A 26,785-nucleotide genomic window follows, 5' to 3' on the forward strand; every position below is an offset into this window, starting at 1 on the left:
TGAAGATAGCTTGACGTCGAGAGAAAAGCGGCGGAAGTTAGGCGGCCCTGATTCCCGGTCAGGAGTCCGACTAAGGCAGGATCAAGGGAGACGAAGCTCCCGTCCCGCCGCGCGCCGTCCCGCGTCGGCCTCGGGGACGGGCCTTATTGAAGATCAACCCAGCGCCGCGCGCTCATGTCCCGGACCGGACGCGCGGTGGCGACGGAGGAGGAGTCCGTGTCCGCGAACAGCTTCGGCAGTCTCGACAAGCTGCAGGTCGGCGACAGGTCGTACGACATCTACCGGCTGGACTCCGTCGAGGGCTCGGCCCGTCTCCCGTACAGCCTCAAGGTGCTGCTGGAGAACCTGCTGCGCACCGAGGACGGTGCGAACGTCACCGCCGACCACATCCGCGCGCTCGCGCAGTGGGACGCGAAGGCCAAGCCCAGCAAGGAGATCCAGTTCACCCCCGCACGGGTGATCATGCAGGACTTCACCGGCGTGCCGTGCGTGGTGGACCTGGCCACGATGCGCGAGGCGGTGCGCGACCTCGGCGGCGACCCGACCAGGATCAACCCGCTGGCGCCGGCCGAGATGGTGATCGACCACTCGGTGATCGTCGACTACTTCGGCTCGCCGGACGCCTTCGAGCGCAACGTGCAGCGCGAGTACGAGCGCAACAAGGAGCGCTACCAGTTCCTGCGCTGGGGGCAGACGGCGTTCGACGAGTTCAAGGTCGTCCCGCCCGGCACCGGCATCGTCCACCAGGTGAACATCGAGCACCTGGCCCGCGTCGTGTTCGACCGGGGCGGGGTCGCCTACCCCGACACCTGCGTCGGCACCGACTCGCACACGACGATGGAGAACGGCATCGGCGTGCTCGGCTGGGGCGTCGGCGGCATCGAGGCGGAGGCCGCGATGCTCGGCCAGCCGATCTCGATGCTCATCCCGCGCGTCGTCGGCTTCAAGCTGACCGGCGAGATGCCCGCCGGGACGACCGCGACCGACCTCGTGCTCACCATCACCGAGATGCTGCGCGAGCACGGCGTCGTCGGCAAGTTCGTGGAGTTCTACGGCGAGGGCGTGCACGCGCTGCCGCTGGCGAACCGCGCCACGATCGGCAACATGAGCCCCGAGTTCGGCTCCACCTGCGCGATCTTCCCGATCGACGACGAGACGCTGAAGTACCTGCGGCTCACCGGCCGGGACGAGGAGCAGATCGCGCTCGTCGAGGCCTACGCCAAGGCGCAGGGCCTGTGGCTCGACCCGTCGGTGGAGCCGGAGTTCTCCGAGTACATGGAGCTGGACCTCGCGACGGTCGTCCCGTCGCTGGCCGGCCCGAAGCGCCCGCAGGACCGCATCTCCCTGGCCGAGGCCAAGCAGACCTGGCGGCGGGACGTGCAGAACTACACCGAGAGCATCCAGGGCGCGGCCGACGAGGCGTCCAGCGAGTCGTTCCCGGCCTCGGACTCCCCGGCGATCGGCCACGACTCGAACGGCGACAAGCCGCGGCAGCACGGCTCCAACGGTTCCGGGCGCCCGCACAACCTCGTCCCGGTCACCCTGGAGGACGGGACGTCCTTCGAGCTCGACCACGGGCACGTCGCCGTCGCGGCCATCACCTCCTGCACCAACACCTCCAACCCGTACGTGATGATCGGGGCGGCGCTGCTGGCGAAGAACGCGGTGGAGAAGGGCCTGACCCGCAAGCCGTGGGTGAAGACGTCCCTCGCGCCCGGGTCCCAGGTCGTCACCGACTACCTGGAGCGCGCCGGCCTCACCCCGTACCTGGACAAGATCGGCTTCAACCTGGTCGGGTACGGCTGCACCACCTGCATCGGCAACACCGGCCCGCTGCAGCCGGAGATCTCCAAGGCGGTCAACGACAACGACCTCGCGGTCACCGCGGTGCTGTCGGGCAACCGCAACTTCGAGGGCCGCATCAGCCCCGACGTGAAGATGAACTACCTGGCCTCGCCGCCGCTGGTCATCGCCTACGCGCTCGCCGGGACGATGGACATCGACATCCTCAACGACCCGATCGCCGAGGGCGCTGACGGCCCGGTCCGCCTGGCCGACATCTGGCCCGCGCCGGAGGAGGTCGCCGCGATCGTCGAGTCGTCCATCGGGCAGGAGATGTTCACCCAGAGCTACGCCGACGTCTTCAAGGGCGACGACCGCTGGCGGGGCCTCGACATCCCGACCGGTCACCTGTTCGAGTGGGACGCCTCGTCCACCTACGTCCGCAAGGCGCCGTACTTCGACGGCATGGGCGCCGAGCCGGAGCCGGTCGCCGACATCCACGGCGCCCGCGTCCTGGCCAAGCTGGGCGACTCGGTCACCACCGACCACATCTCCCCGGCCGGGTCCATCAAGGCCGGCACGCCCGCCGCGCAGTACCTGGAGGACAACGGCGTCGCGGTCAAGGACTTCAACTCCTACGGCTCGCGCCGCGGCAACCACGAGGTCATGATCCGCGGGACGTTCGCCAACATCCGGCTGCGCAACCAGCTCCTGGACGGCGTGGAGGGCGGCTACACCCGCGACTTCACCCGGCAGGACGCGCCGCAGGCGTTCATCTACGACGCCGCGCAGAACTACGCGGCGCAGGGCACCCCGCTCGTGGTCATCGCGGGCAAGGAGTACGGCTCCGGCTCGTCGCGCGACTGGGCGGCCAAGGGCACCGCGCTGCTCGGCGTCCGCGCCGTCATCGCCCAGTCCTACGAGCGCATCCACCGCTCGAACCTGATCGGCCTCGGCGTCCTGCCGCTGCAGTTCAAGGACGGGGAGTCGGCGGAGTCCCTCGGCCTCACCGGCACCGAGACGTTCGACATCACCGGCGTCACCGCGCTCAACGAGGGCGGGATCCCGGAGGAGGTCACCGTCAGGGCCGACGGCAAGGAGTTCGCCGCCGTCGTCCGCATCGACACCCCCGGCGAGGCGGACTACTACCGCAACGGCGGCATCCTCCAGTACGTCCTGCGGAACCTGCTCCGCAAGTAGTCCGCACGCCGAAACGGGCCGCCTCCCCGACGCGGGAGGCGGCCCGTTCCCGTGCGGTCAGCGGCCGGTGGGCAGGGTCAGGCCGCCGTTGCACTCGACGACGTTGCCGGTGATGAACCCGTTCGTCGCGGTCATCAGGATCGCCTGCGCCACGTCCTCGGGGCGCCCGACGCGTCCGACCGGCAGGGCGGCGGCGTGCTCGGCGAACATGGCGGCGCGCTGCTCGGCGGGCATGCCGTCCCACCACGGGGTCTCGATGACGCCCGGGGACACGGCGTTCACGCGCAGCGGGGCCAGCTCGGCGGCCAGGGGCGGCACCATCGCCTCCAGTGCGCCGTTGATCGCCGCGAGCCCGGCGGTGCCGGGCAGCGCGGCCCGCGCCGACGAGGCGGTGACGAACGTGACCGAGCCGCCCGCCGCCAGCCGGGGGAGCGCGGCCTGGACGAGCCGCAGGTGCAACCAGAACTTGGCCTCGAAGCCGGCGCGCAGGTCGGCCAGGTCGAGGGTGGCGATGGGGCCCGCGCCCGCTCCGCCGCTCAGCGCGAGGACGAGGTGGTCGTAGACCGTGTCCTCGGCGAAGAACGCGGCGACCTCCTCCGCGGAGGCCGCGTCCAGGCGGCGTGCGGTGAGCCCGTCCGCGGCGGCCTTGGCCAGGCGCCCGGCGTCGCGTCCGGTGACGACGGCGTCGGCCCCCCGGCCGGCGAAGAGCCGTGCGGTGGCCGCGCCGATCCCGGAGGTGCCGCCGCAGACCAGGACCCGCTCCCCGTTCAGCGTCATGATGTGCCGTCCTTCATTGTCGAGACTTTCTGTCTCGACAATGATTGCCGAGACCGACGGTTCCGTCAAACGGTATGCTCGGGCCCATGACCGGTGAGACCCGCCGACCGCACACGGGGCGGCGCCGCAACGAGGCCGCGCGCCGGGCCATCCTGGACGTCGCCGTCGAGCTGCTCGGCGGCACCGGCGACACGCCCGTGACGATCGACACGATCGCGGCGGCGGCCGGCGTCGGGAAGCAGACGATCTACCGCTGGTGGCCGTCCAAGGGCGCCGTGCTGCTGGAGGCGGTGGCCGAGCGCGCCGGCGCGGACATCCCCGTCCCGGACACCGGCTCGCTGCTCGGCGATCTCGGCGGGTTCCTCCGCGCCACGTTCCGGGCCGTCGGGCACGAGCGCACCGTGTCGGTCCTGCGGCACGCGATGGCCGAGGCGCAGCGCGACCCGCACGCCGGCGAGCACATGCGCGCCTTCATCGCCGGACGGCGCGCGGTGCTGCGCGGGCTGCTGGAGCGCGCGCGCGACCGCGGTGAGGTCTCACCGGGGACCGATCTCGACCTCGTCGTCGACCAGGCCTACGGGGTGCTCTGGTACCGCATCCTCGTGGGGCACGCGCCGCTCTCCGCGACCGAGGCGGATGCGCTCGCCCGCGCCCTCACCGCCCAGGTCCGCGGCTAGCACGGCCGGCACGGGGTAGTGGTCCCTGGAACCTCGTGCCGTGATCGACGAGAAGGATGCCATGCACAAGATCGGTGACCTGGACGTCTTCCCGCTCTGCCTGGGCGGCAACGTCTTCGGCTGGACCGCGGACAGGGAGCGCTCGTTCCAGATCCTGGACGCCTACGCCGGGGCCGGCGGCAACTTCCTCGACACCGCCGACTCCTACTCGGCGTGGGTGGAGGGCAACCGCGGCGGCGAGTCCGAGTCGATCATCGGGGAGTGGGCGGAGGCGCGCGGCAACCGCGACGACCTCGTGATCGCGACCAAGGGCGGCCGCCACCCCGAGCACCCGGGGCTCGCCGCGGCGACGATGAGGGCGGCCGTGGACGACTCGCTGCGCCGGCTGCGCACCGACCGCATCGACCTGTACTTCACCCATTTCGACGACCCGTCGGTGCCCGTCGAGGAGATCATGACGACGCTGGACGGGCTGGTCGCCGCCGGCAAGGTCCGGCAGATCGGGGTGTCGAACATCGAGCTGGACCGGCTCCAGGCGTCCCTGGAGTTCGCCGAGCGGGAGGGGAAGGCCCGCTACGTGGCGATCCAGCCGGAGTACAACCTCGTCTCCCGCGGCTCCTACGAGGGCCCGCGACGCGACCTGGCCGAGAAGTACGGGCTGGCCGCCGTCCCGTACTACGGCCTCGCGTCCGGCTTCCTCACCGGGAAGTACCGTCCCGGGTCCACGGTGGACAGCGCGCGCGCCGGGGGCGCGGCGCGGCACCTGGAGACCGAACGCGGACGCGCCGTCCTGGCGGCGCTCGACATCGTCGCCGAGGAGCAGGACGTCCCGGTCGCGACCGTCGCGCTCGCCTGGCTCGCCGCCCAGCCGACCGTCGCCGCGCCCATCGCCAGCGCCCGGACCCTGGAGCAGCTCCCGCCGCTCGTGGAGGCCGCCCGCACGACCCTGACCGCGGACCAGCTCACCCGCCTGACCGAAGCCTCCGCCTGACCCCCGAGTAGGCTCACTCGGCGTGCCACCTGTCGATTTCATCCTGATCGGGGGCCTGGCCGCGCTGGCCGGCGCGATCGTGCAGGGCAGCGTCGGCCTCGGCGTCGGGCTGGTCGCGACGCCGATCGTGACGATGCTGTTCCCGTCCCTGATGCCCGGCGCGATCCTCGTCATCGCGCTCGTCCTGCCGTTCGCGACGCTCGCCCAGGAGCTTCGGCACGCCGACCTGAGCGGCCTCGGCTGGGCGTTCGCCGGCCGCCTCGCCGGCACGCCGGCCGGCGTGTGGCTGGTGGCGGCCGCCCCGGACCGCGTCCTCGGCGTCGTGATCGGCGTGGTCGTCCTCGCCGCGCTCGCCCTGACGACCTGGACCGCGGACCTGCCGCGCAACCGCCGCACGCTCGCCACCGCCGGCGTCATCTCCGGCACGACCGGCACCGCGTCCGGCATCGGCGGCCCGCCGATCGCGCTGCTCTACCAGCGCGAGAGCGGCCCCCGCGTCCGCGCGACCCTGGCGGTGTTCTTCATCGCCGGCGCCCTGCTGTCGCTGCTCACCCTCGCCGCCGCCGGACGCCTCCCGGCCCGGCAGATCGTCGCGGGCGTGGAGCTGATCCCGTTCGTGTTCGCCGGCTTCCTCGCCGCAGGACCGCTCCGCCGCTACCTGGACGCCGGGCGCCTGCGCATCGCGCTCCTCGCCGTCGTCGGGACGTCCGCGGCGGCACTGATCGTCCGTAACCTGATCTGATGCGCCCCACCAAGGCCGACCTGGAGGCCGCCCGCGACCGCGTCATCCCCGACATCCTGCCCGAGGTCCCCGGGACGCTCCGCGTCCTGTTCTGCGGCATCAACCCGGGCCTGTACTCGGGGGCGACCGGCCGCCACTTCGCCCGCCCCGGCAACCGTTTCTGGCCCGCGCTGCACCTGTCCGGCTTCACCGACCGCCGGCTGCACCCGTCCGAGCAGGACCTCCTGCCCGGGTACGGCCTCGGCATCACCAACCTGGCGCCGCGCACCACCGCCCGCGCCGACGAGCTGACCGGCGCCGAGCTCCGCGAGGGCGGGCGCCGCCTGGCCGCCCTCGTCGAACGCCACCGCCCGGCCTACCTGGCCGTCGCAGGCGTCACCGCCTACCGCACGGCCTTCGGCCGCCCCAGGACGCAGATCGGCCCGCAGGACGAGCACTTCGGCCCCGCCCGCCTGTGGGTCCTCCCCAACCCGAGCGGCCTCAACGCGAGCTGGCCCCTCGACCGCATCGCCGCCGAGTTCACCCGCCTCCGCAAAGCCGCCGAAGCCCTCAGAACTCAATGAGCAAGCGGTCGTCCTACGCTCAGTTGGCGTTGTTGAGGGCGGCGACGGCGAACATCGTGTCCACCTCTTTGAGGAGGGTGGGGGTGGGCTGCCACAGGTCGGTGCGGCCCAGGGCGACGATGGGGCGGGGGAGGGCCCGGATGCCGGACAGGCGCCAGTGGTGGGAGGCGGAGTCGGCCCAGGGGCCGCAGGCGCAGGCGGCGCCGCGGACGGCGGCGGAGCAGACGTCGTCGAGTTCGGCGACCGCGATGACGGCGCCGATCGTGGCGAGCGGGTCGCGGGGGTCCCAGCCGGCCGCCTGGACCAGCGGGGAGTCGCATGCCTTCAGGTCGACGCGCATCGAGGCGTGGATGAGGAGCGGACCGCGGTAGGCGGTCGGAAAGCTCTGGTTCGCCACGCTCTTGCCACCACGCGCGATCGCGAACGCCCAAGGCTGCTGAACACTCATCGCCTGCACGCGGTCACCTCCGTTGTCCGCCCGGTCCGTCCGCCCCCCGGGATCGCCGGGACGCCCGGCGGTGGACGCCGGGTGTCGCGCGACGATGCCCGAGAGGCTAGGCGCATCCCGCAGGAATTGCCAACGTACAAGGCGAAAGGGTCGTTGTCCGTCATGGGTTGTTAGCACCGATGAGGTGCTTGATCACCCATGTGACGCGTGAGGCCGATATGCGGTTGACGTACCCGTGGAAATCTCAGCCCTTCAGCGCGCCCGCCATGAGGCCGCGCATGAAGAACCGTCCGAGGAGCAGGTAGACCAGGAGGGTCGGCAGGGACGCGAGGAGCGCCTCGGCCATCTGCTGGTTGTACTGGACGGCCACGGCCCCCGAACCGGCCGTGTTGTTCAGCATCACCGTGACCGGCCAGCTGTCGGGGGCGCCGAGGAACACCGCGAAGAGGAAGTCGTTCCACATCGAGGTGAACTGCCAGATCAGCGTCACCGCGAACGCCGGCGCCGAGACGGGGAGGACGACCGACCAGTAGGTGCGGAGCATCCCGGCGCCGTCGACGCGGGCCGCCTCGATCAGCTCGTCCGGGATCGTCACGTAGTAGTTCCGGAAGATCAGCGTGCAGATCGGGATGCCGTACACGACGTGCGCGAGGACGAGGCCGCGGATCGTGCCCACCAGCTCCATGTCGGTGAGCAGGCCGGCCAGCGGGATCATCACCGCCTGGTACGGGATGAACATGCCGAACAGGAACAGCGTGAAGACCACGTCCGCACCCGGGAACCGCCACTTGGACAGCACGTAGCCGTTCAGCGAGCCGAGCACCGCCGAGATCAGCGACCCCGAGACGGCGATCTTGACGCTGTTCTCCAGGCCGGGCCGCAGCGCGTCCCACGCGGAGCTCCAGCCGGACATGCTCCACTGGCCCGGCAGGTTCCACGCGGTGCTCGGGTCCGCCTCGTCCAGCGGCTTGAAGCTCGTGACCACCAGCACGTACACGGGGATCAGGAAGAGCAGGACGAACGCCAGCAGCACGGCGAGCCGCACGGCGCGCCAGACGCCGGACGACCTCCCCGGCCCCGCCGCCGCGCCGCCTCCGCCACCGCGCAGCCCGCCCGCCAGCCGGCGCCACATCGGCGCCGGGGATGCCTCCACGCGCGTCATCGCGTCCGCTCCGAACGTACCGACCAGACCAGATAGGGGATCACCAGCACGGCCACCGCGACCAGCAGGTAGGTGGCGATCGTGGCGCCGTTCGCCGGGTCGTGCCGGTCGAAGATCTCGACGTAGGCGGCCACGGCCGGCACATAGGTGATGATCTGCTTGCCCGCGATCGCCATGATCAGGTCGAACACCTTCAGCGAGATGTGCCCGAGAATGATCAGCGCGGACAGCGTCACCGGGCGGAGCTGGGGGAACACCACGTACCGGTACACCTTCCACTCGGACGCGCCGTCCACCCGCGCCGCCTCCCGCAGCTCTTCGGGGACGCCGCGGAAACCGGCGAGGTACAGCGCCATGACGTACCCGGACATCTGCCAGATCGCGGGCAGCGCCATGGCCGCCATGCCCCAGTCAGGGTCCTGCCACCAGCTGTTCGCCAGCGCACCGAGATGCAGCTTGTCGAACAGCTGGTTGAGGCCGACCGCGCGCTCCGGCGGCGCCGGGTTCATCAGCCAGCGCCACACGACGCCGCTGGCGATGAACGACACCGCCATCGGGAACAGGTAGATGACGCGGAAGGACGCCTCGCCCCTGATGCCCTTGTCCATCAGGAAGGCCAGGAACGCGCCGAGGACCAGGGCGCCGACGACGAACACCGCCGTGAACAGCAGCGCGTGCTTCACCGCGCCGGGCCAGCTGGGCTGGTCCCACAGGTCGACGAAGTTCCTGCCCTTGTCGAACCCGTACTCGGTGACCTCGTCGTGCTTGCCGCTCACCGCGACCCGCGTGTTCCAGAAGATGAGCCCGTAGACGAACAGGCCGATCGCGACGATGGACGGCGAGACCAGCAGCAGCCCGGGCAGCCACCTGCGGCTACGGGCCCATCTGGAACCGGAGGACCTCACTGGCCGCTGTTCTTGGCCGCGCTCACCAGCCCCTGCTGCAGCTTCGCGACGTCCTTGTTCTGCAGGAACAGGCCCACCGCCGTGTCGATGTCGGTGTGCTGCTTCTTACTGGCGTTGACGCCGTGCCAGAAAGAGCCCGCCAGCTTGATGCCGGGCTTGTTCCACTGCTCGAACGCGTACTGGAGGTAGCCCTTGTAGAGGCTCTTCTCGGCGTCCTTGCGGGCGGGGACGGACCCCTTCTTCGGGTTGAACAGGTCCTGCCCCTCCTTGCTGGACACCTCCTTCAGCCATGCGAGGGCCCCGCCGCGGTGGGGTGCGCCCTTGGGCAGCGTGAAGCTGTCCGACAGCCACATGTAGGTGCCGTCGGTGCCGGGGGAGGGCGCGTACTTGAAATCGGTGTCGAGCTTCTTGCCGAGGCCGTTGGGCGCGCTGCCGACGAAGTACCCGTACGCCCAGTCGCCCATGATGTTGAACGCGGCCTTGCCGTCCACCACGGCCTTCGCGGCGCCCTGCCAGTCGGTGGACGCGGCCTCCAGCGTCGTGTACTTCATGATCTCGGCGTAGTCGGTGAGCGCCTTGGTGACGGCCGGGCTGCTCCAGTCGGCGCCCGGCTTCCACAGCGCGTTGTAGGCGTCGGTGCCGAGGTCGCCCAGCAGGACGTTCTCCAGCAGGTGGTCGGCCGTCCACTGCGCGCCGAGTGACAGCGGGACCTTCTTCGTCCTGTCCTTGACGGCCTTCAGCGCGGTGATGAAGTCGGCGATCGTCGCGGGCGGCGCGGAGATCCCGGCGTCCTTGAGGATGCCCGGGTTGTACCAGAGCACGTTCGACCGGTGGATGTTCACCGGCACCGAGTAGATCTTGCCCTTGTAGCTGATCTGGTCGAGGAGCTGCTGGGGGTAGACCGACTTCAGGTTGTTGTCGTCGTAGAAGGAGTCCAGCGGCTCGATCTGCCCGGCCTTGATGTAGTCGAGCAGTTCGGCGCCCGCGTGGCCCTGGAAGGAGTCCGGCGGCTTGCGGTTCTGCAGCCGGCTCGCCAGGACGGCCTGGGCCTGGGTGCCGGACCCGCCGGCGATGGCCGCGTTGACGAACTTGGTACCGGAGTTCTTCTTCTCGAAGTCGGCCTGCATCGCGGCAAGCCCGTCCGCCTCACCCGGACCGGTCCACCAAGAGAAGACCTCGACCTGGGATGTGTCGTTGGAGCCCTTGTCGTCGCTGCCGCCGCAGGCCGACACGGCGAGGGCGGCCGTCATCGTCACGGTCGCGACCGCCGTCCAGCGGCGCCGGGGAGCACGTACTCGCATCGTCCGTCCCTTCGGTTAAACCGAAAAACAAGCGTCTGCTTGGACGGACGGACGGTCAACACCGGACGCCGAATAGTGATCTTTCGGTGATGCGCGCCACACGCCCCCGATCCGCGCCCCGGTGGGCGCGGATCGGGACGCGGCGGTCCGCGGCTACCAGCCGAGGGCGGGCGGCAGGCCGGAACGCCCCGCGTCCGGCCAGTCAAGCGGCGAGCCGAGCGGTGCCAGTTCGGCCAGCTGGAGCCGGTACCAGGGGGAGGACTCGGGCTTGCCGGTCAGCTCCAGGCAGCGCTCCCACGTCCACCACTCGGCCCGCTCGACCTCCTCGGGATTCGGGTGGACGGCCCTGCCCGCGGGGACGACGGCGCGCACGACCGGGCAGCGCTCGTGCTCGACCGTCCCGTCCTCGGCCACGGCCCGGTAGTGGAACCGGGGCAGGACGGTGGTGAGTGTTGCGTCCTGGATGTCCAGCTCGTCCCGCAATCGCCGGAGCACGGCGTCGCGGAGCTTCTCGCCGGGGCCCGGATGGCCGCAGCAGCTGCCCGTCCAGACGCCGGGGAAGGTTCGCTTGCCGAGGGCGCGCTGAGTGATCAGAACACGACCCTCCGTGTCCGTGACATAGCAGGAGAAGGCCAGGTGGTACGGCGTGTCTCTATGGTGGCTGGCGCTCTTGGGAGCGGTTCCGACGGCCTCGTCGTCCGCGTTGAGCAGCACAATCTCTTCGACGCCCATGCTCTTTTCCTACCTCATCCCTCGCACCGGGGTCAGTCTTTTCACACCCCCCGGGCGGGTGGTCTGCGGCGCGTCGCGGGCGAACCGGGATTAAACTCGGAACGGCCCGAGCCAGGGGAGACCGAATCCCCGACGGAGGAGTTGAAACGAGTGAGCTTGCTGGAGTCGATCACAGGTCCCGACGACCTCAAGCGACTGGACGCCGCTCAGCTGTCTCGGCTCGCGGAGGAGATCCGCGAGTTCCTCGTCCAGGCGGTCTCCAGGACCGGCGGGCACCTGGGGCCCAACCTGGGAGCCGTCGAGCTGACGATCGCGCTGCACCGCGTCTTCGACTCGCCGCACGACAAGATCCTCTTCGACACCGGCCACCAGGCCTACGTGCACAAGATGCTCACCGGTCGGCACGACTTCGAGCTGCTGCGCAAGCGCGGCGGCCTGTCGGGCTACCCGAGCCGCGCCGAGTCCGAGCACGACATCATCGAGAACTCGCACGCCTCGACCGCCCTGTCCTACGCCGACGGGTTCGCCAAGGCGTTCCAGCTGCGCGGCGAGGACGACCGCGCCGTCGTCGCGGTCGTCGGTGACGGCGCGCTGACCGGCGGCATGTGCTGGGAGGCGCTGAACAACATCGCCGCCGGCGTCGACCGCCCCGTCATCATCGTCGTCAACGACAACGGCCGGTCCTACTCGCCGACGATCGGCGGCCTCGCCTCGCACCTGGCCGACCTCCGCGTCACCCAGGGCTACGAGAACGCCCTCGACCTGATCAAGAAGACGGTGCCGCGGGCGCCCGTGGTCGGCAACGTCGCCTACGAGGCGCTGCACGGCATCAAGAAGGGCCTCAAGGACGTCCTGCAGCCGCAGGCGATGTTCGAGGACCTCGGCATGAAGTACGTCGGCCCGATCGACGGCCACGACGAGGACGCCGTCGAGCGGGCGCTGCGCCGCGCCCGCGGGTTCGGCCGCCCGGTGATCGTGCACTGCATCACCACCAAGGGGCGCGGCTACGCCCCCGCCGAGAACGACACCGAGGACTGCATGCACGGCGGCGGCGCGTTCGACCCCGCCACCGGCAAGTTCGTCACCGGCAAGGGCGGACCCGCCTGGACGAAGGTCTTCGGCGAGGAGATGGTGGCGATCGGGCGGGAGCGCCGCGACGTCGTCGGCATCACCGCCGCGATGCTCTACCCGGTCGGGCTCGCGCCGTTCGCCGAGGCGTTTCCCGACCGCATCTTCGACGTGGGCATCGCCGAGCAGCACGCCGTCACCTCCGCCACCGGGCTCGCGATGGGCGGGCTGCACCCGGTCGTGGCCGTGTACGCCACGTTCCTCAACCGCGCCTTCGACCAGGTCCTGATGGACACGGCGCTGCACCGCCAGCCCGTCACCTTCGCCCTGGACCGCTCCGGCGTGACCGGTGACGACGGCGCCAGCCACAACGGCATGTGGGACATGTCGATCCTGCAGCTCGTCCCGGGCATGCGCATCGCCGTCCCGCGCGACGGTGCCCGGCTCCGCGAGCTGCTGCGCGAGTGCGTGGCGGTCTCCGACGGCCCGACCGCGATCCGCTACCCCAAGGGCCCCGCCGCCGCCGACATCGAGGCGGTCGGCAAGGCCGGCGGCATGGACGTGCTGGCCCGCCACGACGGCTCCAACGGCACCCGCGTCCTCATGGTCGCGGCCGGTTCGATGGCGGCGCCCGCGGTCGAGGCGGCGGAGCTGATCGCCGCGCAGGGCATCGGCGTCACCGTCGTCGACCCCCGGTGGGTGAAGCCGCTCGACCCGGCGCTGCTCGACCTCGCCGGCGAGCACACCCTCGTCGCCGTCGCCGAGGACAACGGCCGCACCGGCGCCGTCGGCGACGCCGTGGCCCGGCTGCTGCGCGACGCCGGCGTCGACGTGCCCCTGCGCACCTTCGGCATCCCGCAGGAGTTCCTCGACCACGCGTCCCGGAGCCAGATCCTCACCGACATCGGGCTCACGCCGCAGGCCCTGGCGCGCGACGTGACCGAGTCGGTGGCCCGCATCACGGCCGACGCCGACGAGCCCGCCGCCTCGGAGGAGCGCTCCTAGGCGCCTTCCGCGGACAGCAGCCGCCACGCGTGGGTGATGGACGCGGCGGACGTGCCGAGCTCACGTCCCGAGTACGTCCATCGCCCGCGCAGGCACCAGGGGCGCCCCGCGCCGTCCTGGACGTAGACCTGGAGCGGGAAGCAGGCGTCGTGCGCGCGGATGACGCCCGCGGGGTCGACCGAGGGCGCGAGCCGGGGCGCGCCCTCGCACCGCACGCCCATGACGGACGTCCGCGGGTCCTGGCGCAGGAGACCCAGCGTCAGGTCGTACACGAGTACGGAGACGTAGTCGGGTCCTAGCCACCTGAGGTCGGGGACCGTCTCGGGTGGGGGGAACCCGTACAGTTCAGGACCGCCGGTCACACGCGCACCGTAGCGTCCAGGTCACCTTTCCGTCACTAGTTTCCCGGCGGGGAGTTCGAGGGGATCACGCGGGACCCCGGCAGGCGGACCGCATCGCCTCCCAGCGGGCGAGCTTGACGCGCTCCCCGCGGTCGAGGCTGCGGGCGAGGGCGATCTCGGCGGCGTCCAGGTTCAGCCAGTCGTCGTAGGTGACGACGGGCAGCTCGCGCGACTCCAGCAGCTCCTCGATGGTGCGCTCGGGCGCCGTCTCGGCGTCCGCGAGGTCCTCCAGCAGGTTGCGGACGGTCTCGGCGGCGTCGGACTTGTTGGTCCCGACGACGCCGGACGGCCCGCGCTTGATCCAGCCGGCGACGTACTCGCGGGGCACGAAGGCGCCGTCCGGGCCGACGATGCGGCCGCCCTCGTTCGGGACGACGAAGGAGCGCTCGTCGAACGGGACGCCCTCCAGCGGGACGCTCTGGTAGCCGACGGACCGCAGTACCAGGCCGACCGGCAGCGTCTCGAACTCGCCGGTTCCGGTGACGCGGCCCGACTCGTCCAGCCGGGTCCTCTCCAGCCTGAGGCCCTCGACCCGGTCGGTCCCGAGGATCTCGACGGGGGCGCGCCAGAACCGCACGTCGATGTGGCGGGCGCGGTCGGCGGCGGGCTCGCCCGTCCAGGCGCTCAGCGCCTTGATGTTGCCGCGGACGTGCCGGTCGCTCTCGGCCAGCTCGGCGCTCGCCGGGTCGAGCTCCATGTCCCGGGGGCTGACGTGGATGCTCGCGCTGGGCAGCTCGCCCAGCTCGCGCGCCTCCTTGGTGGTGAACTTCGCCTGCGCCGGCCCGCGCCGCCCGATCATGTGGATGCGCCGGACCCGGCTGCGCGACAGCGCCTCGATCACCTGCTCGGGGACGTCGGTGGCGCGCAGCTCGGCGGCCGTCTTGGCGAGGATCCGCACGACGTCGACGGCGACGTTCCCGACGCCGACCACCGCGGCCTCCTCGACCGACAGGTCGAACTCGTGGTCGGCGGCGTCGGGGTGCCCGCAGTACCAGTTGACGAAGTCGGTGGCGGCGATGCTGCCGGGCAGGTCCTCGCCGGGGATCCGCATGTGCCGGTCGACCATCGCGCCGGTCGAGTAGACGACGGCGTCGTAGCACTCCAGCAGGTCGCCGCGGGTCACGTCGCGGCCGAGCTCGACGCACCCGAAGAACCGGACCGCCGGGTTCTCCAGCACCCGCTGCAGGTACCGGGCGATCGACTTGATCGAGGTGTGGTCGGGCGCGACACCGTAGCGCACCAGCCCGTACGGCGTCGGGAGCCGGTCGAAGACGTCCACCCGCACGTCGTCGCCGGCCTGCTTCACCAGGGCCTCGGCGGCGTAGATCCCCGCCGGGCCCGACCCGATCACCGCGACGCGCGCTGGAGGTGCCATGCGCGCCATTGTGCACACCCGTCGGTCGAAAGGACACCGTGAGTCCCATCACGGCGGAGGAGTGTCAGGACTTGGAGGAGATGTGCTCCGCGCGCCGACCCACCTTGCTGTGCCGGTACCCGTAGACGGCGTAGACGACACCGCCGACGACCATCCAGGCGAGGAACCGCAGCCAGGTCTCCACCGGCAGGTTGATCATCACGAACAGGCAGGCCAGCACGGACAGGATCGGGATGACCGGCACCCAGGGCGTGCGGAACGAGCGCGGCAGGTCGGGACGGGTGCGGCGCAGGATCACCACGGCGATCGAGACGACGAGGAACGCGAACAGCGTGCCGATGTTGACCAGTTCGGCCAGCTCGGCGAGCGGGATGAAGCCGGCGAGCACCGCGACGACCACGCCCATCATGATCGTCGCGCGGTAGGGGGTGCCGAAGCGCGGGTGGACGGCCGAGAGCCAGGGCGGCACCAGGCCGTCGCGGCCCATCGCGAAGAAGATGCGGCTCTGCCCGAGCAGCAGGATCAGCACGACGGTGGTGAGCCCGACGACCGCGCCGATGCTGATGATCGTGGCGAAGGCGGGTTTGTCGACGGCCTTGAACGCGTCCGCGAGGGGTGCGGCGACGCTCAGTTCCGTGTACTTCTGCATGCCCACCACGACGGTCGACACGGCCGCGTACAGGACCGCGGTGATGACGAGGGAGCCGATGAGCCCGACCGGCAGGTCGCGCTGCGGGTGCCGCGCCTCCTCGGCCGCGGTCGCGACGATGTCGAAGCCGATGTAGGCGAAGAACACGATGGCGACGGCCGAGAAGATGCCGAGCCAGCCGTAGCTGACCGGCGCGCTGCCGAACAGGACCTGGATCAGCGGCGCCTTGAGGCCCTCCACGTCCGGCGTCGACTTGGACGGCGGGATGTACGGGTGGTAGTTGCCGCCCTTGACGAAGAACAGCCCGGCGAAGATCACCAGCAGCACGATGGCCACCTTGACCGAGACGACCACCGCGTTCACCCGCGAGGAGATCTTGACGCCGAGGACGAGCAGCGCGGTCACCGCCAGCACGAGGCAGATGGCGGGGATGTTCACCGTCCCGCCCTCGCCCGGCGGGGCGGCGAGCGCCGTCGGGATCGTGACGCCGGCGTCGTCGAGCAGCGAGGCGAAGTATCCCGACCAGCCGACCGACACCACGGCCGCGCCGAGGGCCATCTCCAGGATGAGGTCCCAGCCGATGATCCAGGCGGGGAACTCCCCGATCGTGGCGTAGGAGAAGGTGTAGGCCGATCCGGCGACCGGGACGGTCGAGGCGAACTCGGCGTAGCAGAGCGCGGCGAGGCCGCACACGACGGCGGCGAGGATGAACGACAGGGCGACCGCGGGGCCGGCCTTGTCCTTGGCGACCTGGCCGGTGAGCACGAAGATGCCGGTCCCGATGATCACGCCGACCCCGAAGACCGTCAGGTCGAACGCCGACAGGTCACGGCGGAGCCGGTGCTCGGGCTCCTCGGTGTCACTGATCGACTGCTCGACCGACTTCGTGCGCAGCACGTTCAATTTCGGCGCCCCTTCGCGTCCGGTGTCCGGCATACGGCCGTCAGCCGTATGCCCATTTGTGCGCGGGTTATGATCCGCCGAAACACGCGCATGTCCGTGACGTGGGGGAAAGCCGGAAAAGAGGCGTTCCGAAGGTGGTTCGGAACGCCCCTTCTCCCGGGACCGTGGTCAGGAGGGCAGGGAGGCGACCCCCGGCTCCAGGAAGCGGCCGCCCGCGGCCCGCTCGGCGACGCCGGACCTGTCCAGGTACGGGGTGATGCCGCCGAGGTGGAACGGCCAGCCGGCGCCGAGGATCATGCACAGGTCGATGTCCTGCGGGGCCGCGACGACGCCCTCGTCCAGCATGATCCGGATTTCGTCGGCGAGCGCGTCGAGCGCCCGGTCGAGGACCTGCTCCTCGGTGGAGGGGCTCGTCCCGCCGGAGAAGATCTCCACGACCTCGGGGTCGAGGGTGAAGTCCGGCAGGTACACGCCGCCCTTGCCCGCCGCGACCATCGTCGCCAGGTTGTCCGACAGCGGGAAGCGGTCCGGGAACGCCGCCTGCAGGGTCTCGTTGACGTGCAGCGCGATCGCCGGGCCGACCAGCCCCATCAGCACGAACGGCGGCATCGGCAGGCCGAGCGGGGCGGCGGCGCGCTCGGCGGTCTCGATCGGCGTGCCCTCGTCCACCGTCTTGACGATCTCGGCGAGCAGCCGCAGCAGGACGCGGTTGACGACGAACGCCGGGGCGTCCTTGACCAGGACGCACGACTTCTTCAGCGCCCTGCCCGCGGCGAACGCGGTGGCGAGGGCCGCGTCGTCGGTCCGCTCGCCCCGGACGATCTCCAGCAGCGGCAGCACCGCGACCGGGTTGAAGAAGTGGAAGCCGACCACCCGCTCGGGGTGCGCGAGCCCGGAGGCCATCTCGGTGACCGACAGCGAGGAGGTGTTGGTCGCGAGGACGCACTCGGCGGAGACGTACTCCTCGACCTCGGCGAACACCTTCTGCTTGACCGACATCTCCTCGAAGACGGCCTCGATGACGAAGTCGGCGTCGGCGAACGCGTCCTTGGTGAGCGAGCCGGTGATGAGCCCCTTGAGGCGGTTGGCCTTGTCGGGGGACAGCCGCCCCTTGCCCAGCAGCTTGTCGATCTCGCCGTGCGCGTAGCCGACGCCCTTGTCCAGGCGCTCCTGGTCGAGGTCGGTCAGCACGACCGGTACCTCCAGGCGCCGCGCGAACAGCAGGGCCAGCTGCGAGGCCATCAGTCCGGCGCCGACGACGCCGACCTTGGTGACCTTGCGGGCGAGCTCCTTGTCCGGCGCCCCGGCGGGCCGCTTCGCGCGCTTCTGGGTGAGGTCGAACGCGTACAGCCCGGCCCGCAGCTCGTCGCTCATGATGAGGTCGGCGAGGGCCTCGTCCTCGGCGGCGAAGCCCTCGTCGCGGGTGCGGTCCTTGGCGGCGGCGACCAGGTCCACCGCCCGCGTGTAGGACGGGGCCGCGCCGTGCAGCTTGCCCTCGACGTTCCAGCGGGCCATCGCGACGGCGTCGTCCCACGCCTTGCCCCTGTCGACCTCGGGGCGCCGGACGGTGATCTCGCCTTTGAGCACCCGGGCCGTCCAGGCGAGGGACTCCTCCAGGAAGTCGGCCGAGTCGAAGATCGCGTCGGCGATGCCCAGCTCGTAGGCCTGCGCGCCCTTGAGCATCCGGTTCTGGGCCATGGGGTTGTCGATGACGACCTTGAGCGCCTTCTCCGCGCCGATCAGGTTCGGCAGCAGGTAGGTGCCGCCCCAGCCGGGCACGAGGCCGAGGAACGCCTCGGGCAGCGCGAACGCCGGGACGCCGCGCGACACCGTCCGGTAGGAGCAGTGCAGGCCGATCTCGACGCCGCCGCCCATCGCCGCGCCGTTGTAGTAGGCGAAGGACGGGACGCCCAGCTCGCCGAGGCGGCGGAACACGTCGTGGCCGAGCCTGCCGATGGCCGCGGCGTCCTCGCGCCGCCGGATCAGCGGGACGCCCTTGAGGTCGGCGCCGACGGCGAAGATGAACGGCTTGCCGGTGACGCCGACGGCCGCGATGTCGTCGCGGGCGGCGACCTCGTCGAGCGCGGCGTTCAGCTCGGCGAGGCCGCCCGGACCGAACGTGTTGGGCTTGGTGTGGTCGAAGCCGTTGTCGAGCGTGATGAGCGCGAGCGTGCCCGCGCCGTAGGGCAGCGTCACGTCGCGTACGCGCGCGTGCGTGACGACCTCGTCCTTGAAGATGTCGGGGTTCACTTGGCGCCCTCCCAGTTCGCGTTCTCCCAGAGGACGGTTCCGCCCATGCCCATGCCGACGCACATCGTGGTCAGCCCGAACCGGACGTCCGTGCGCTCCTCGAAAAGGCGGGACAGCTGGTTCATCAGCCGCACGCCGGACGAGGCGAGCGGGTGGCCGAGGGCGATCGCGCCGCCCCACGGGTTCACCCGCACGTCGTCGTCGGCGATCTTGAAGTGCTCCAGGAACGCGAGCACCTGCACGGCGAAGGCCTCGTTGATCTCGATGAGGCCGATGTCGTCCATGGTCAGCGCGTTGCGGGCGAGGAGCTTCTCGGTCGCGGGGACCGGCCCGACGCCCATCACCTCCGGCTCGACGCCGGCGAACGCGAAGTCGACGAGCCGCATCCGCGGCGCGAGGCCGAGCTCGCGCGCGACGTCCTCGGCCGCGAGCAGGCAGGCGGTGGCGCCGTCGTTGAGGCCCGCGGCGTTGCCCGCCGTGACGTTGCCGTGCACGCGGAACGGCGTCTTCAGCGCGGCCAGGCTCTCCTTCGTCGTGCCGGGCCGCGGCGGCTCGTCCTCGGTGGCGAGGCCCCAGCCCTGCTCGGCGGAGCGGATCGCGGTCGGCACCAGGTCGGGCTGGATCCTGCCGGCCGCGTACGCCTCGGCGACCTTCCGCTGGCTGCGCACGGCGTAGGCGTCCGCGCGCTCCTTGGTGATGCCGGGGAACCGGTCGTGCAGGTTCTCCGCGGTCGAGCCCATGACCAGGGCGGACGGGTCGACCAGCTTGTCGGCGAGGAACCGCGGGTTCGGGTCGACGCCCTCGCCCATCGGGTGCCGGCCCATGTGCTCGACGCCGCCCGCGATGGCGACGTCGTAGGAGCCGAACGCGATGCCGGCGCCGGTGGTGGTCACGGCGGTCATGGCCCCCGCGCACATCCGGTCGACGGCGAAGCCGGGGACGCTCTTCGGCAGGCCGGCCAGCACGGCGGCGGACCGCCCGATGGTCAGGCCCTGGTCCCCGATCTGGGTGGTGGCGGCGACGGCGACCTCGTCCACCCGCTCGGGCGGGAGGGACGGGTTGCGGCGCATCAGCTCGCGGATCGCGCGGACGACCATGTCGTCGGCGCGGGTCTGCGCGTAGAGCCCCTTGGGGCCGGCCTTGCCGAACGGCGTGCGGACGCCGTCGACGAACACGACGTCGCGTGCGGTGCGAGGCACGGGTCGTCCTCCCTGCGATGGACTCGGGTGAAGGTGTCGGGCCCCGTGCCGCCCCTGCCGGCGGCACGAGTACCCGCACCAGCGATGCTACTCGTTGGTAACCCTTAATGCTACTCGTCAGTAACCACTGACGCGCCGCTCGTCGTCCCGATGCCCACCGGTCGGGGGCTTGACGCCCTTGTCCGGTTCATGACTGATGGGTAACGTGACCGGAAATCACCGGAGGAGGGCGCGGTGACGCACGCGAGGCCCGCTTACCGGCCGGGGATGCGCCGGCGGATCGGGCATATCCGCGATCTCGCCGCCCTCCTGCTCCGCACCGGCCTGCTGTTCTCCGGCGGCCCCCGCCGGCTGGTCCGCCAGCTCGGTACGCTGCGCCGCTGGGGTACGACGCTCGCCGGACTGGTCGCCTCCGCCGCCGCCCGCTCCCCGTCCCGCACCGCCCTGATCGACGACGAGGGCGAGCTGACGTTCGCCGAGCTGGACGAGCGCGCCGCCCGCCTCGCCGCCGGGCTTCCCTTACACGGCCCCCGCCCCCGCGTCGGCGTCCTGTGCCGCAACCACCGCGGCATGGCCCTGACGCTCGTCGCGTGCTCCCGGCGCGGCGCCGAGGTCGTGCTGCTCAACACGGGCTTCGGAACGGGCCAGATCCGCGCCGTGCTCGGCGAGCTGCGCCCCACCCTGCTCGTCGCGGACGCCGAGTTCGCCCCGCTGCTGGCGAACGTCCCGATCGCGCTGCGCCGGACCGTGGTGTGGGCCGATCACCGCCCGCCCGCCGCCGCCCCGCTGTCGGCCCCCGTCCCCGCCGGGACGCTGCCGCCGCCCCGCACCGCCCCGGACGCCGTCCCCGCCGACCCGGGGCCGAGCATCGAGGAGCTCATCCGATCGGCGCCGGCCGCCGCCGCCGCGCCCCCGCAGATCCAGAGCCGGACGATCATGCTGAGCTCGGGCACCACCGGCCGCCCGAAGGGCGCCCGCCGCCCGCCCCGCCCCGGCCTGTGGCCGCTGGCCTCGATGACGTCGCGGATCCCGCTGCGCGTCCGGCAGACCATGATCGTCGAAGCGCCGCTGTTCCACACCTGGGGCTACGCCGCGCTGCAGATGGCGTGGGCGCTGCGGGCGCCGGTCGTCCTGCACCGCCGGTTCGACCCGGAGCGGACGCTGCGGGCCATCGCCTCCCACCGCGACGCCACCCTGTTCGCCGTCCCGGTCATGCTGCAGCGGGTCCTGGAACTGGCCCCCGAGGTCCGTGAGCGGTACGACACGTCCTCCCTGCGGATCGCGGCGCTGAGCGGCGCCGCGCTGCCCGGCGGCCTCGCCACCCGGTTCATGGACGCGTTCGGCGACCGGCTCTACAACGTCTACGGCTCCACCGAGGCGTCCTGGGTGTCCATCGCGACCCCGCGCGACCTGCGGCTCGACCCCCGCACCGCCGGGCGCCCGCCGCGCAACACCGCGCTGGCGATCCTCGACGAGCAGGGCCGCCGCCTCGGCCACTCCACCCGCGGGCACATCTTCGCCGCGAACGAACTGCTGTTCGAGGGCTACACCGGCGGCGAGCCGATGGAGGTCCGCGACGGGCTGCTGGCCACCGGCGACCTCGGCCACATCGACCACCGCGGCCTGCTCTTCGTGGACGGCCGCAGCGACGGCCTGGTCGTGTCCGGTGGCGAGAACATCGCCCCCGGCGACGTGGAGGACGCCCTTCTGCGGATGCCGGGGATCCGCGAGGTCGCCGTCACCGGCGTGCCCGACCCCGAGTGGGGCCAGCGCCTCGCCGCCTACGTCGTCCTGCGGCCCGGCGCCCGGCTCGACGCCGACGCCGTCCGCGCCTACGTGCACGCCCAGGTCGCCCGCTACGCGGTTCCCCGCGACGTTTTCTTCATCCCCGAGCTGCCGCGCAACGCGACCGGCAAGGTCGTGCACCGCTGGCTGACCGCCCGCCCCGACCGGGCCGAGCCCGAGGGCCGCGTCCCGTGGCCGCAGCCGCCGCCCTGGCCCCTCGGCGCGCAGCCGACCGGCTAGGCGGCGAGGGCGGGCTGGGCGGCCACCGGCAGCCGGACCGTGATCGACAGGCCGCCGTCCGGCCGCGGGACGGTGTCGATCGCGCCGCCGTGCGCCGCGACGACCGCCCGCACGATCGACAGGCCGAGCCCCGCGCCGTCCCTGGACCCCGTCCGGTCCGCGCGCAGCCGCCGGAACGGCTCGAAGATCGTCGCGACCTCGTAGGACGGGACGGGCCTCCCGGTGTTGACCACCTGCAGGAACGCCTCGCCGTCCCGGACCCCCGTGCGCACCCAGACCCGCCCGTCTCCCACGTTGTACTTCACGGCGTTCTCCAGCAGGTTCACGGCGCACCGCTCCAGCAGCACCGGGTCCCCGGTCACGGCGGCCGGGCCGAGCCGCGCCTCGACGTCCACGCCCGCCTCCTCCACCTGCGCGTCGAGCTGGTCGAGCGCGCTGCGCACCACGTCCCGCAGCGGCGTGCCGACCCGCGTGGCCAGCTCCCTCTCGGACCTCGCGAGCAGCAGCAGCCCCTCGATGAGCCGCTCGTGGCGTGCGGTGTTGCCGAGCAGGACGTCCGCGAGCGCCCTGGTCTCCGGCGGGCTCCTGCGGCTCGCGAGCGCGACCTCCAGCACCGTCCGGTTGATGGTCAGCGGCGTGCGCAGCTCGTGCGAGGCGTTCGCGACGAACCGGCGCTGGGCGTCGAACGCGCGGTTCAGCCGGTCCAGCATCCGGTCGAAGGTGTCGGCCAGATCCTTGATCTCGTCCTGCGGCCCGTCCAGCGCGATCCGCTCGTACAGGTTGCTCTCCGACAGCCGCCGCGCCGTCGCGGTCACCGTGTGCAGCGGCCGGAGCATCCGCCCCGCCACCACGTACCCGATCACCACGGCCAGGACGCCGAGGACCAGCATCGTCACCAGGGAGCTCTGCAGCAGCTGCTCCAGGACGTCGTGCTTCTGCCGCGCCAGCTCCCGGTCGGCGTCGGCCTTCAACCGCACCAGATCGCTGACGTCCCCCCCCACGGCCAGCGCGCGCAGCCGGGTGATCGTCGTCGCGTCCACGTTCTGGCGCGAGGGGAACCGGTCGTCCATCGTCCGGACGGTCAGCAGGTACGTCACCGCGACCAGCGCCGCCGACGTGACGAGGAACAGCGACCCGTACACCAGCGTGAGCCGTGTCCTGACGCTCAGCCTCTTCATCGCCCCTCCAGCCTGTATCCGGACCCGGTCACCGTCTCGATCACCGGTGGCTGCCCGAGCTTGCGGCGCAGCGTCGCCATCGTGACCCGGACGATGTTGCTGAACGGGTCGATGTTCTCGTCCCACGCCCGCTCCAGCAGCCGCTCGGCGCTCACCACGCCGCCCTCCGCCCGCAGCAGCTCCTCCAGCACGGCGAACTCCTTGTTCGTCAGCCGCAGCTCCCGGCCGTCCCGCGCCGCCCTGCGCCGGTGCGGATCGAGCCGGATGCCGCGCCCCTCCAGGACGGGCGGCACCGGCGGCCCCGACCTGCGCGCCAGCGCCCGCACCCGCGCCACCAGCTCGCCGAACACGAACGGCTTCGGCAGGTAGTCGTCGGCGCCGAGCGTCAGCCCGTCCACGCGGTCGTCGACGTCGCCCGCCGCGGTCAGCATCAGGATCCGCACGGGACTCCGCCGCCCCACCAGCTCCCGGCACACGTCGTCGCCGTGCACCGTCGGCAGGTCCCGGTCGAGGACCACCACGTCGTACTCGTTGTAGGAGGCCCGCTCCAGCGCGTCGTCGCCGTCGTACACCACGTCCACGGCCATCGCCTCGTCCCGCAGGCCCTCGGCGATCGTGTCCGCGAGCACCCGCTCGTCCTCAACGATCAGTACACGCATGCGCCGAGCATGACGCGCGAGGGGTTAAACCTTGATAAGGGCTCCCGCCGCGCGGCCACCGCCACCGACCGGCCGCGCTCTCCGCCGATCCAAGAAGGGGTCGCTCAGACTCCGACAAGCCTCCAGAACCTGTCGACCGGCGCCTCCAGGAAGAGCAGCAACAGCGCGAAGTACGAGACGCTGGGGAAGACCGCGACCACGGCGAGGCTCACCGCGAGCAGCACCGCGTTCGACAGCGAGGCCCGGACCGACTCGATCGTCGGCGGATCGGATTCCAGCGCGACATCCGGATCGCGGTAGGAGATCACCGCCAGCGCGGTCTGGAAGGCGCCCGCGACGAGGATGTTCCCGATGTACAGCATCACGGTGAACCGGTCGTCCCCCGGATACGACGCGACCATCTCCGTGGGGAACGGCAGGAGCACGATGGCCAGCAGCCAGCCCGTGTTCACCAGCATCAGCGCCCGCGTGTAGCCGCCGATGTGCTCGAACATCCGGTGGTGCACGAACCACAACCGGATGATCACCACGAAGCTGAGCACGAAGCTCCAGATCTGCGCCTGATGCTCGGTGATCACCTCGACCGACCGCCGATGCGCGCCCACGGCCTCCGGCACCACGTCGACCAGCGGCAGCACCAGCAGCGTCACGGCGATCGCCACGACGGCGTCGGTGAACAGAACCAGCCGATCAGGATCCCGAGACACCGCCCGTGACATGGCCACGACCCTACAGCCGCGTCCTCGTTCCGGCCTGGAACCGGACCGGCTCGACGGCCGGCCGCCGCATCAGCCGACCAGCAGGACGAGCTTGCCGCGCACGTGGCCGCCCTCTCCGGCGCGGTGCGCCTCCGCGACCTCCGCGAGCGGGAAGGTCCGCGCGACCGGGAGCGAGAAGCGCCCCGCCTCGACCAGCGCGCCGATCTCACCGAGCACGTGGACCGCGCGGCCGTCGTCCCCGCGGCTGAACCGCACCCCGTGCTCCCGGGCGCCGCCGAAGTCGGCGACCGTGACGACGTGCCCCGCGCCTCCCGCGAGCGCGATCAGCTCGGGCAGCACCCCGCTCCCGGCGACGTCGAGCGCCACGTCGACGCCGTCGGGCGCCAGCGCGCGGACCCGCTCGACGAGACCCTCGCCGTAGGTGACCGGCTCGGCCCCCAGCGAGCGCAGGTACTCCTGGTTCGCCGGCCCGGCGGTACCGATCACGCGCACGCCCCGCGCCACGGCGAGCTGGACCGCCGCGCCGCCGATGCTCCCGGAGGCGCCGTTGACGAGCAGCGTGCCGCCGTCCCCGACGCCGAGCTGGTCCAGCGCGCGCGTGGCCGTCTCGATGGCCGCCGGCAGGGCGGCGGCACCGGAGAAGCCGAGCGATGGCGGGATCGGCGCGTAGTGGGACAGCACGGCCAGCTCGGCCTGGGCCGCCCCCTCGACGCAGAAACCGAACACGCGATCGCCGACGGCGGCGTCCGCCACGCCCTCACCGAGTTCGTCGACGACACCCGCCGCCTCATAGCCCAGGGTCTGCGGGAGCTCCTGATCCATCAGGCCCCCGCGCTTCTTCCAGTCGCTGGCGTTCACCCCGGCCGCGCGCACCGAGATCCGAACCTGGCCGGCCCCCGGATGCGGATCGGGCAGATCCACGACCTCGAGAACCTCCGGCCCCCCGAAGCGACTGAAACCCACGGCCTTCATCACGTGCTCCCTTGCGGAGTGCTGCTCTGCTTCGCCGACTCTCGGGCGGCGAGTCTGGTCTGGAGGCCGTCGAGGAAGCGGTCGAGCCCGTAGGCGAAGCTGGTGTCGCGCACCACGCGCGGATCGGCGTCCCGGCGGGCGACGAACTCCTCACGCAGCCGGGGGTGGTCGTCCAGGGCCCGCTCGGCGGCGGGACGCAGGCACTCGGCCCATTCCTGCTCGGTCCGGCCGCTGCGGGCGAGCACCGACAGGTACGCCGCCTCGCTGATGCTCATGCCGATCACGTACGCGAGCAGCCCGTTCATGGCCTGCTCCGCCTCGCCCGGCGTGAATCCGGCGGCATGGAACAGGGCGAGCCGGCGCTCGGACCGGTCGATGAGGTTGGGGCCGAGTTCGGCGAGCCCGACCTGGCCCAAGGCCGGCGCGACCCACGGGTGACGCAGGATCACCGAGCGCAGGCTCTGGGCGCAGTGCTCCAGGGGGGCCCGCCAGCCGGTCGCGCCGACGGGGTCGGGCACCTCCAGCTCGCCGTACAGCTCGTCGACGACCAGCTCGATCAGCTCGTCCTTGTTGGCCACGTGACGGTAGAGCGAAGTGGCCGCCGTCCCCAGGCGGACGGCGAGGCCGCGCATGCTGAGCGCCTCCATGCCCTCCTCGTCCAGGAGCCGTACGGCTTCGGCGACGATCCGCTCGCGGCTGAGCGCGGGCCGGGCGCGCCTCGCGCGAGGACGTGCCCACACCGAGGGGATGGGCGGCTTGTCGGCAGGCATGCCACCACCCTAGGGCACATCGTTCGCGGGAGCGTACTTTCAACGCTTGTGCGTACAATGATCCGCGATGCGTACAGCGTTCGCCGGACGCACCGGTGACACCGCGCTCGCCGGGGCCGCCCGGGAAGCGTTCACCTCCGCCATGTCCACCGCCTTCGCGGTCAGCGCCGCGGGCGTGCCGGCGGCGGCCGTTCTCGCCTTCCTCGTCCTGCGCGAGCGGCGGGTGCCGGCATCCGGGCAACGCAGCCCCGCGGCAAGGGCCTTGCCGACGTTGCCCTGGTGCAGGGTGTCGTAGTCCTCGCCAGGCGGAAGCCAGGCGGGAAGGTCGGTCC

24 protein-coding genes are annotated in these 26,785 nt (G+C 71.8%); 7 read left to right on the forward strand and 17 right to left on the reverse strand.

Translation table 11 applies throughout. The annotated features are described in order from the left end of the window. The first annotated feature begins 216 nt into the window (after positions 1-216). Entirely contained in the window at positions 217-2,982 is a 2,766-nt protein-coding gene (locus tag AB0H37_RS15540) for an aconitate hydratase (RefSeq protein ID WP_360613208.1), read from the forward strand. A gap of 57 nt (positions 2,983-3,039) precedes the next feature. Here AB0H37_RS15540 and AB0H37_RS15545 read toward each other — a convergent pair whose 3' ends face one another. Then, complete coding sequence (locus AB0H37_RS15545; RefSeq protein ID WP_360613210.1) at positions 3,040-3,759, reverse strand: SDR family oxidoreductase; 720 nt, start codon at positions 3,757-3,759, stop codon at positions 3,040-3,042. A gap of 86 nt (positions 3,760-3,845) precedes the next feature. On the opposite strand from AB0H37_RS15545, the gene AB0H37_RS15550 reads away from it, so the two are divergent. Genes AB0H37_RS15550 through mug form a run of 4 tightly spaced genes read left to right on the forward strand, consistent with a single transcriptional unit; the run spans position 3,846 to position 6,732 of the window. Then, positions 3,846-4,436 carry a TetR/AcrR family transcriptional regulator gene (locus AB0H37_RS15550; RefSeq protein WP_179836266.1) on the forward strand — a complete coding sequence of 197 codons (591 nt, stop codon included), beginning with the start codon at positions 3,846-3,848 and terminating at the stop codon, positions 4,434-4,436. 40 nt (positions 4,437-4,476) lie between these two features. Then, entirely contained in the window at positions 4,477-5,427 is a 951-nt protein-coding gene (locus AB0H37_RS15555; RefSeq protein WP_360613212.1) for an aldo/keto reductase, read from the forward strand. A 22-nt stretch (positions 5,428-5,449) separates the two neighbouring features. Next, positions 5,450-6,169: a sulfite exporter TauE/SafE family protein gene (locus AB0H37_RS15560; protein ID WP_329088098.1), complete on the forward strand. Its 720-nt coding sequence runs from the start codon at positions 5,450-5,452 to the stop codon at positions 6,167-6,169. After that, entirely contained in the window at positions 6,169-6,732 is a 564-nt protein-coding gene (gene mug, locus AB0H37_RS15565) for a G/U mismatch-specific DNA glycosylase (protein ID WP_360613214.1), read from the forward strand. The genes AB0H37_RS15560 and mug overlap by 1 nt, the downstream gene beginning before the upstream one ends. 19 nt (positions 6,733-6,751) lie before the next feature. Here the strand turns inward: mug and AB0H37_RS15570 are convergent, their stop codons facing one another. The 5 genes from AB0H37_RS15570 to idi all read right to left on the reverse strand — a co-directional run bounded on the left by AB0H37_RS15570 (position 6,752) and on the right by idi (position 11,280). After that, positions 6,752-7,180 (reverse strand): hypothetical protein, encoded by a 429-nt coding sequence (locus AB0H37_RS15570; RefSeq protein WP_360613239.1) that lies wholly within the window; start codon positions 7,178-7,180, stop codon positions 6,752-6,754. 244 nt (positions 7,181-7,424) lie between these two features. Next, on the reverse strand, positions 7,425-8,342 hold the full coding sequence (locus AB0H37_RS15575) for a carbohydrate ABC transporter permease (protein WP_360613216.1): 918 nt from the start codon (positions 8,340-8,342) through the stop codon (positions 7,425-7,427). Continuing rightward, the gene (locus tag AB0H37_RS15580) at positions 8,339-9,247 is read right to left on the reverse strand and encodes a sugar ABC transporter permease (protein ID WP_229810110.1); all 909 of its coding nucleotides are present in this window, start codon (positions 9,245-9,247) and stop codon (positions 8,339-8,341) included. The genes AB0H37_RS15575 and AB0H37_RS15580 overlap by 4 nt, the downstream gene beginning before the upstream one ends. Beyond that, complete coding sequence (locus AB0H37_RS15585; protein WP_360613218.1) at positions 9,244-10,548, reverse strand: ABC transporter substrate-binding protein; 1,305 nt, start codon at positions 10,546-10,548, stop codon at positions 9,244-9,246. The genes AB0H37_RS15580 and AB0H37_RS15585 overlap by 4 nt, the downstream gene beginning before the upstream one ends. 153 nt (positions 10,549-10,701) lie before the next feature. Further along, positions 10,702-11,280, reverse strand: a complete 579-nt coding sequence (gene idi / locus AB0H37_RS15590; RefSeq protein WP_329088105.1) for an isopentenyl-diphosphate Delta-isomerase — start codon at positions 11,278-11,280, stop codon at positions 10,702-10,704. A 150-nt stretch (positions 11,281-11,430) separates the two neighbouring features. On the opposite strand from idi, the gene dxs reads away from it, so the two are divergent. Beyond that, a complete protein-coding gene (gene dxs, locus AB0H37_RS15595) occupies positions 11,431-13,353 on the forward strand; it encodes a 1-deoxy-D-xylulose-5-phosphate synthase (protein WP_179836260.1) in 1,923 nt (640 codons plus the stop codon). Here dxs and AB0H37_RS15600 read toward each other — a convergent pair. From AB0H37_RS15600 to AB0H37_RS15620, 5 genes are all read right to left on the reverse strand, one after another. After that, complete coding sequence (locus tag AB0H37_RS15600; RefSeq protein WP_179836259.1) at positions 13,350-13,715, reverse strand: hypothetical protein; 366 nt, start codon at positions 13,713-13,715, stop codon at positions 13,350-13,352. The genes dxs and AB0H37_RS15600 overlap by 4 nt on opposite strands. Positions 13,716-13,779: 64 nt before the next feature. After that, positions 13,780-15,129, reverse strand: a complete 1,350-nt coding sequence (locus AB0H37_RS15605; protein WP_360613220.1) for an FAD-dependent oxidoreductase — start codon at positions 15,127-15,129, stop codon at positions 13,780-13,782. A gap of 64 nt (positions 15,130-15,193) precedes the next feature. Then, the gene (locus AB0H37_RS15610) at positions 15,194-16,681 is read right to left on the reverse strand and encodes an amino acid permease (protein ID WP_329088113.1); all 1,488 of its coding nucleotides are present in this window, start codon (positions 16,679-16,681) and stop codon (positions 15,194-15,196) included. A gap of 168 nt (positions 16,682-16,849) precedes the next feature. Continuing rightward, the gene (locus AB0H37_RS15615) at positions 16,850-18,931 is read right to left on the reverse strand and encodes a 3-hydroxyacyl-CoA dehydrogenase NAD-binding domain-containing protein (protein WP_360613223.1); all 2,082 of its coding nucleotides are present in this window, start codon (positions 18,929-18,931) and stop codon (positions 16,850-16,852) included. Beyond that, positions 18,928-20,130 (reverse strand): thiolase family protein, encoded by a 1,203-nt coding sequence (locus AB0H37_RS15620; RefSeq protein ID WP_360613225.1) that lies wholly within the window; start codon positions 20,128-20,130, stop codon positions 18,928-18,930. The genes AB0H37_RS15615 and AB0H37_RS15620 overlap by 4 nt, the downstream gene beginning before the upstream one ends. Positions 20,131-20,364: 234 nt before the next feature. Here AB0H37_RS15620 and AB0H37_RS15625 point away from each other — a divergent pair, with 234 nt between their 5' ends. Further along, positions 20,365-22,155: an AMP-binding protein gene (locus tag AB0H37_RS15625; protein ID WP_360613227.1), complete on the forward strand. Its 1,791-nt coding sequence runs from the start codon at positions 20,365-20,367 to the stop codon at positions 22,153-22,155. Here the strand turns inward: AB0H37_RS15625 and AB0H37_RS15630 are convergent. The 6 genes from AB0H37_RS15630 to AB0H37_RS15655 all read right to left on the reverse strand — a co-directional run. Continuing rightward, positions 22,152-23,333 carry an ATP-binding protein gene (locus tag AB0H37_RS15630; protein ID WP_329088120.1) on the reverse strand — a complete coding sequence of 394 codons (1,182 nt, stop codon included), beginning with the start codon at positions 23,331-23,333 and terminating at the stop codon, positions 22,152-22,154. The two genes, AB0H37_RS15625 and AB0H37_RS15630, sit on opposite strands and share 4 nt — an antisense overlap. Beyond that, the gene (locus AB0H37_RS15635) at positions 23,330-23,992 is read right to left on the reverse strand and encodes a response regulator transcription factor (protein ID WP_179836255.1); all 663 of its coding nucleotides are present in this window, start codon (positions 23,990-23,992) and stop codon (positions 23,330-23,332) included. Before AB0H37_RS15635 ends, AB0H37_RS15630 begins: the two co-directional genes overlap by 4 nt. 104 nt (positions 23,993-24,096) lie before the next feature. Continuing rightward, entirely contained in the window at positions 24,097-24,711 is a 615-nt protein-coding gene (locus tag AB0H37_RS15640; protein WP_329088123.1) for a TMEM175 family protein, read from the reverse strand. Between the two features lie 69 nt (positions 24,712-24,780). Further along, positions 24,781-25,683 (reverse strand): NADP-dependent oxidoreductase, encoded by a 903-nt coding sequence (locus tag AB0H37_RS15645; protein ID WP_179836253.1) that lies wholly within the window; start codon positions 25,681-25,683, stop codon positions 24,781-24,783. Continuing rightward, the gene (locus AB0H37_RS15650; RefSeq protein ID WP_360613230.1) at positions 25,683-26,453 is read right to left on the reverse strand and encodes a TetR/AcrR family transcriptional regulator C-terminal domain-containing protein; all 771 of its coding nucleotides are present in this window, start codon (positions 26,451-26,453) and stop codon (positions 25,683-25,685) included. The genes AB0H37_RS15645 and AB0H37_RS15650 overlap by 1 nt, the downstream gene beginning before the upstream one ends. A 39-nt stretch (positions 26,454-26,492) precedes the next feature. Then, positions 26,493-26,785 (reverse strand): hypothetical protein (locus tag AB0H37_RS15655; RefSeq protein ID WP_360613232.1); only part of this gene is annotated, 293 nt, incomplete at its 5' end.

It is taken from the genome of Actinomadura sp. NPDC023710, from assembly GCF_040639875.1.
GTDB classification, from domain to species: domain Bacteria; phylum Actinomycetota; class Actinomycetes; order Streptosporangiales; family Streptosporangiaceae; genus Spirillospora; species Spirillospora citrea.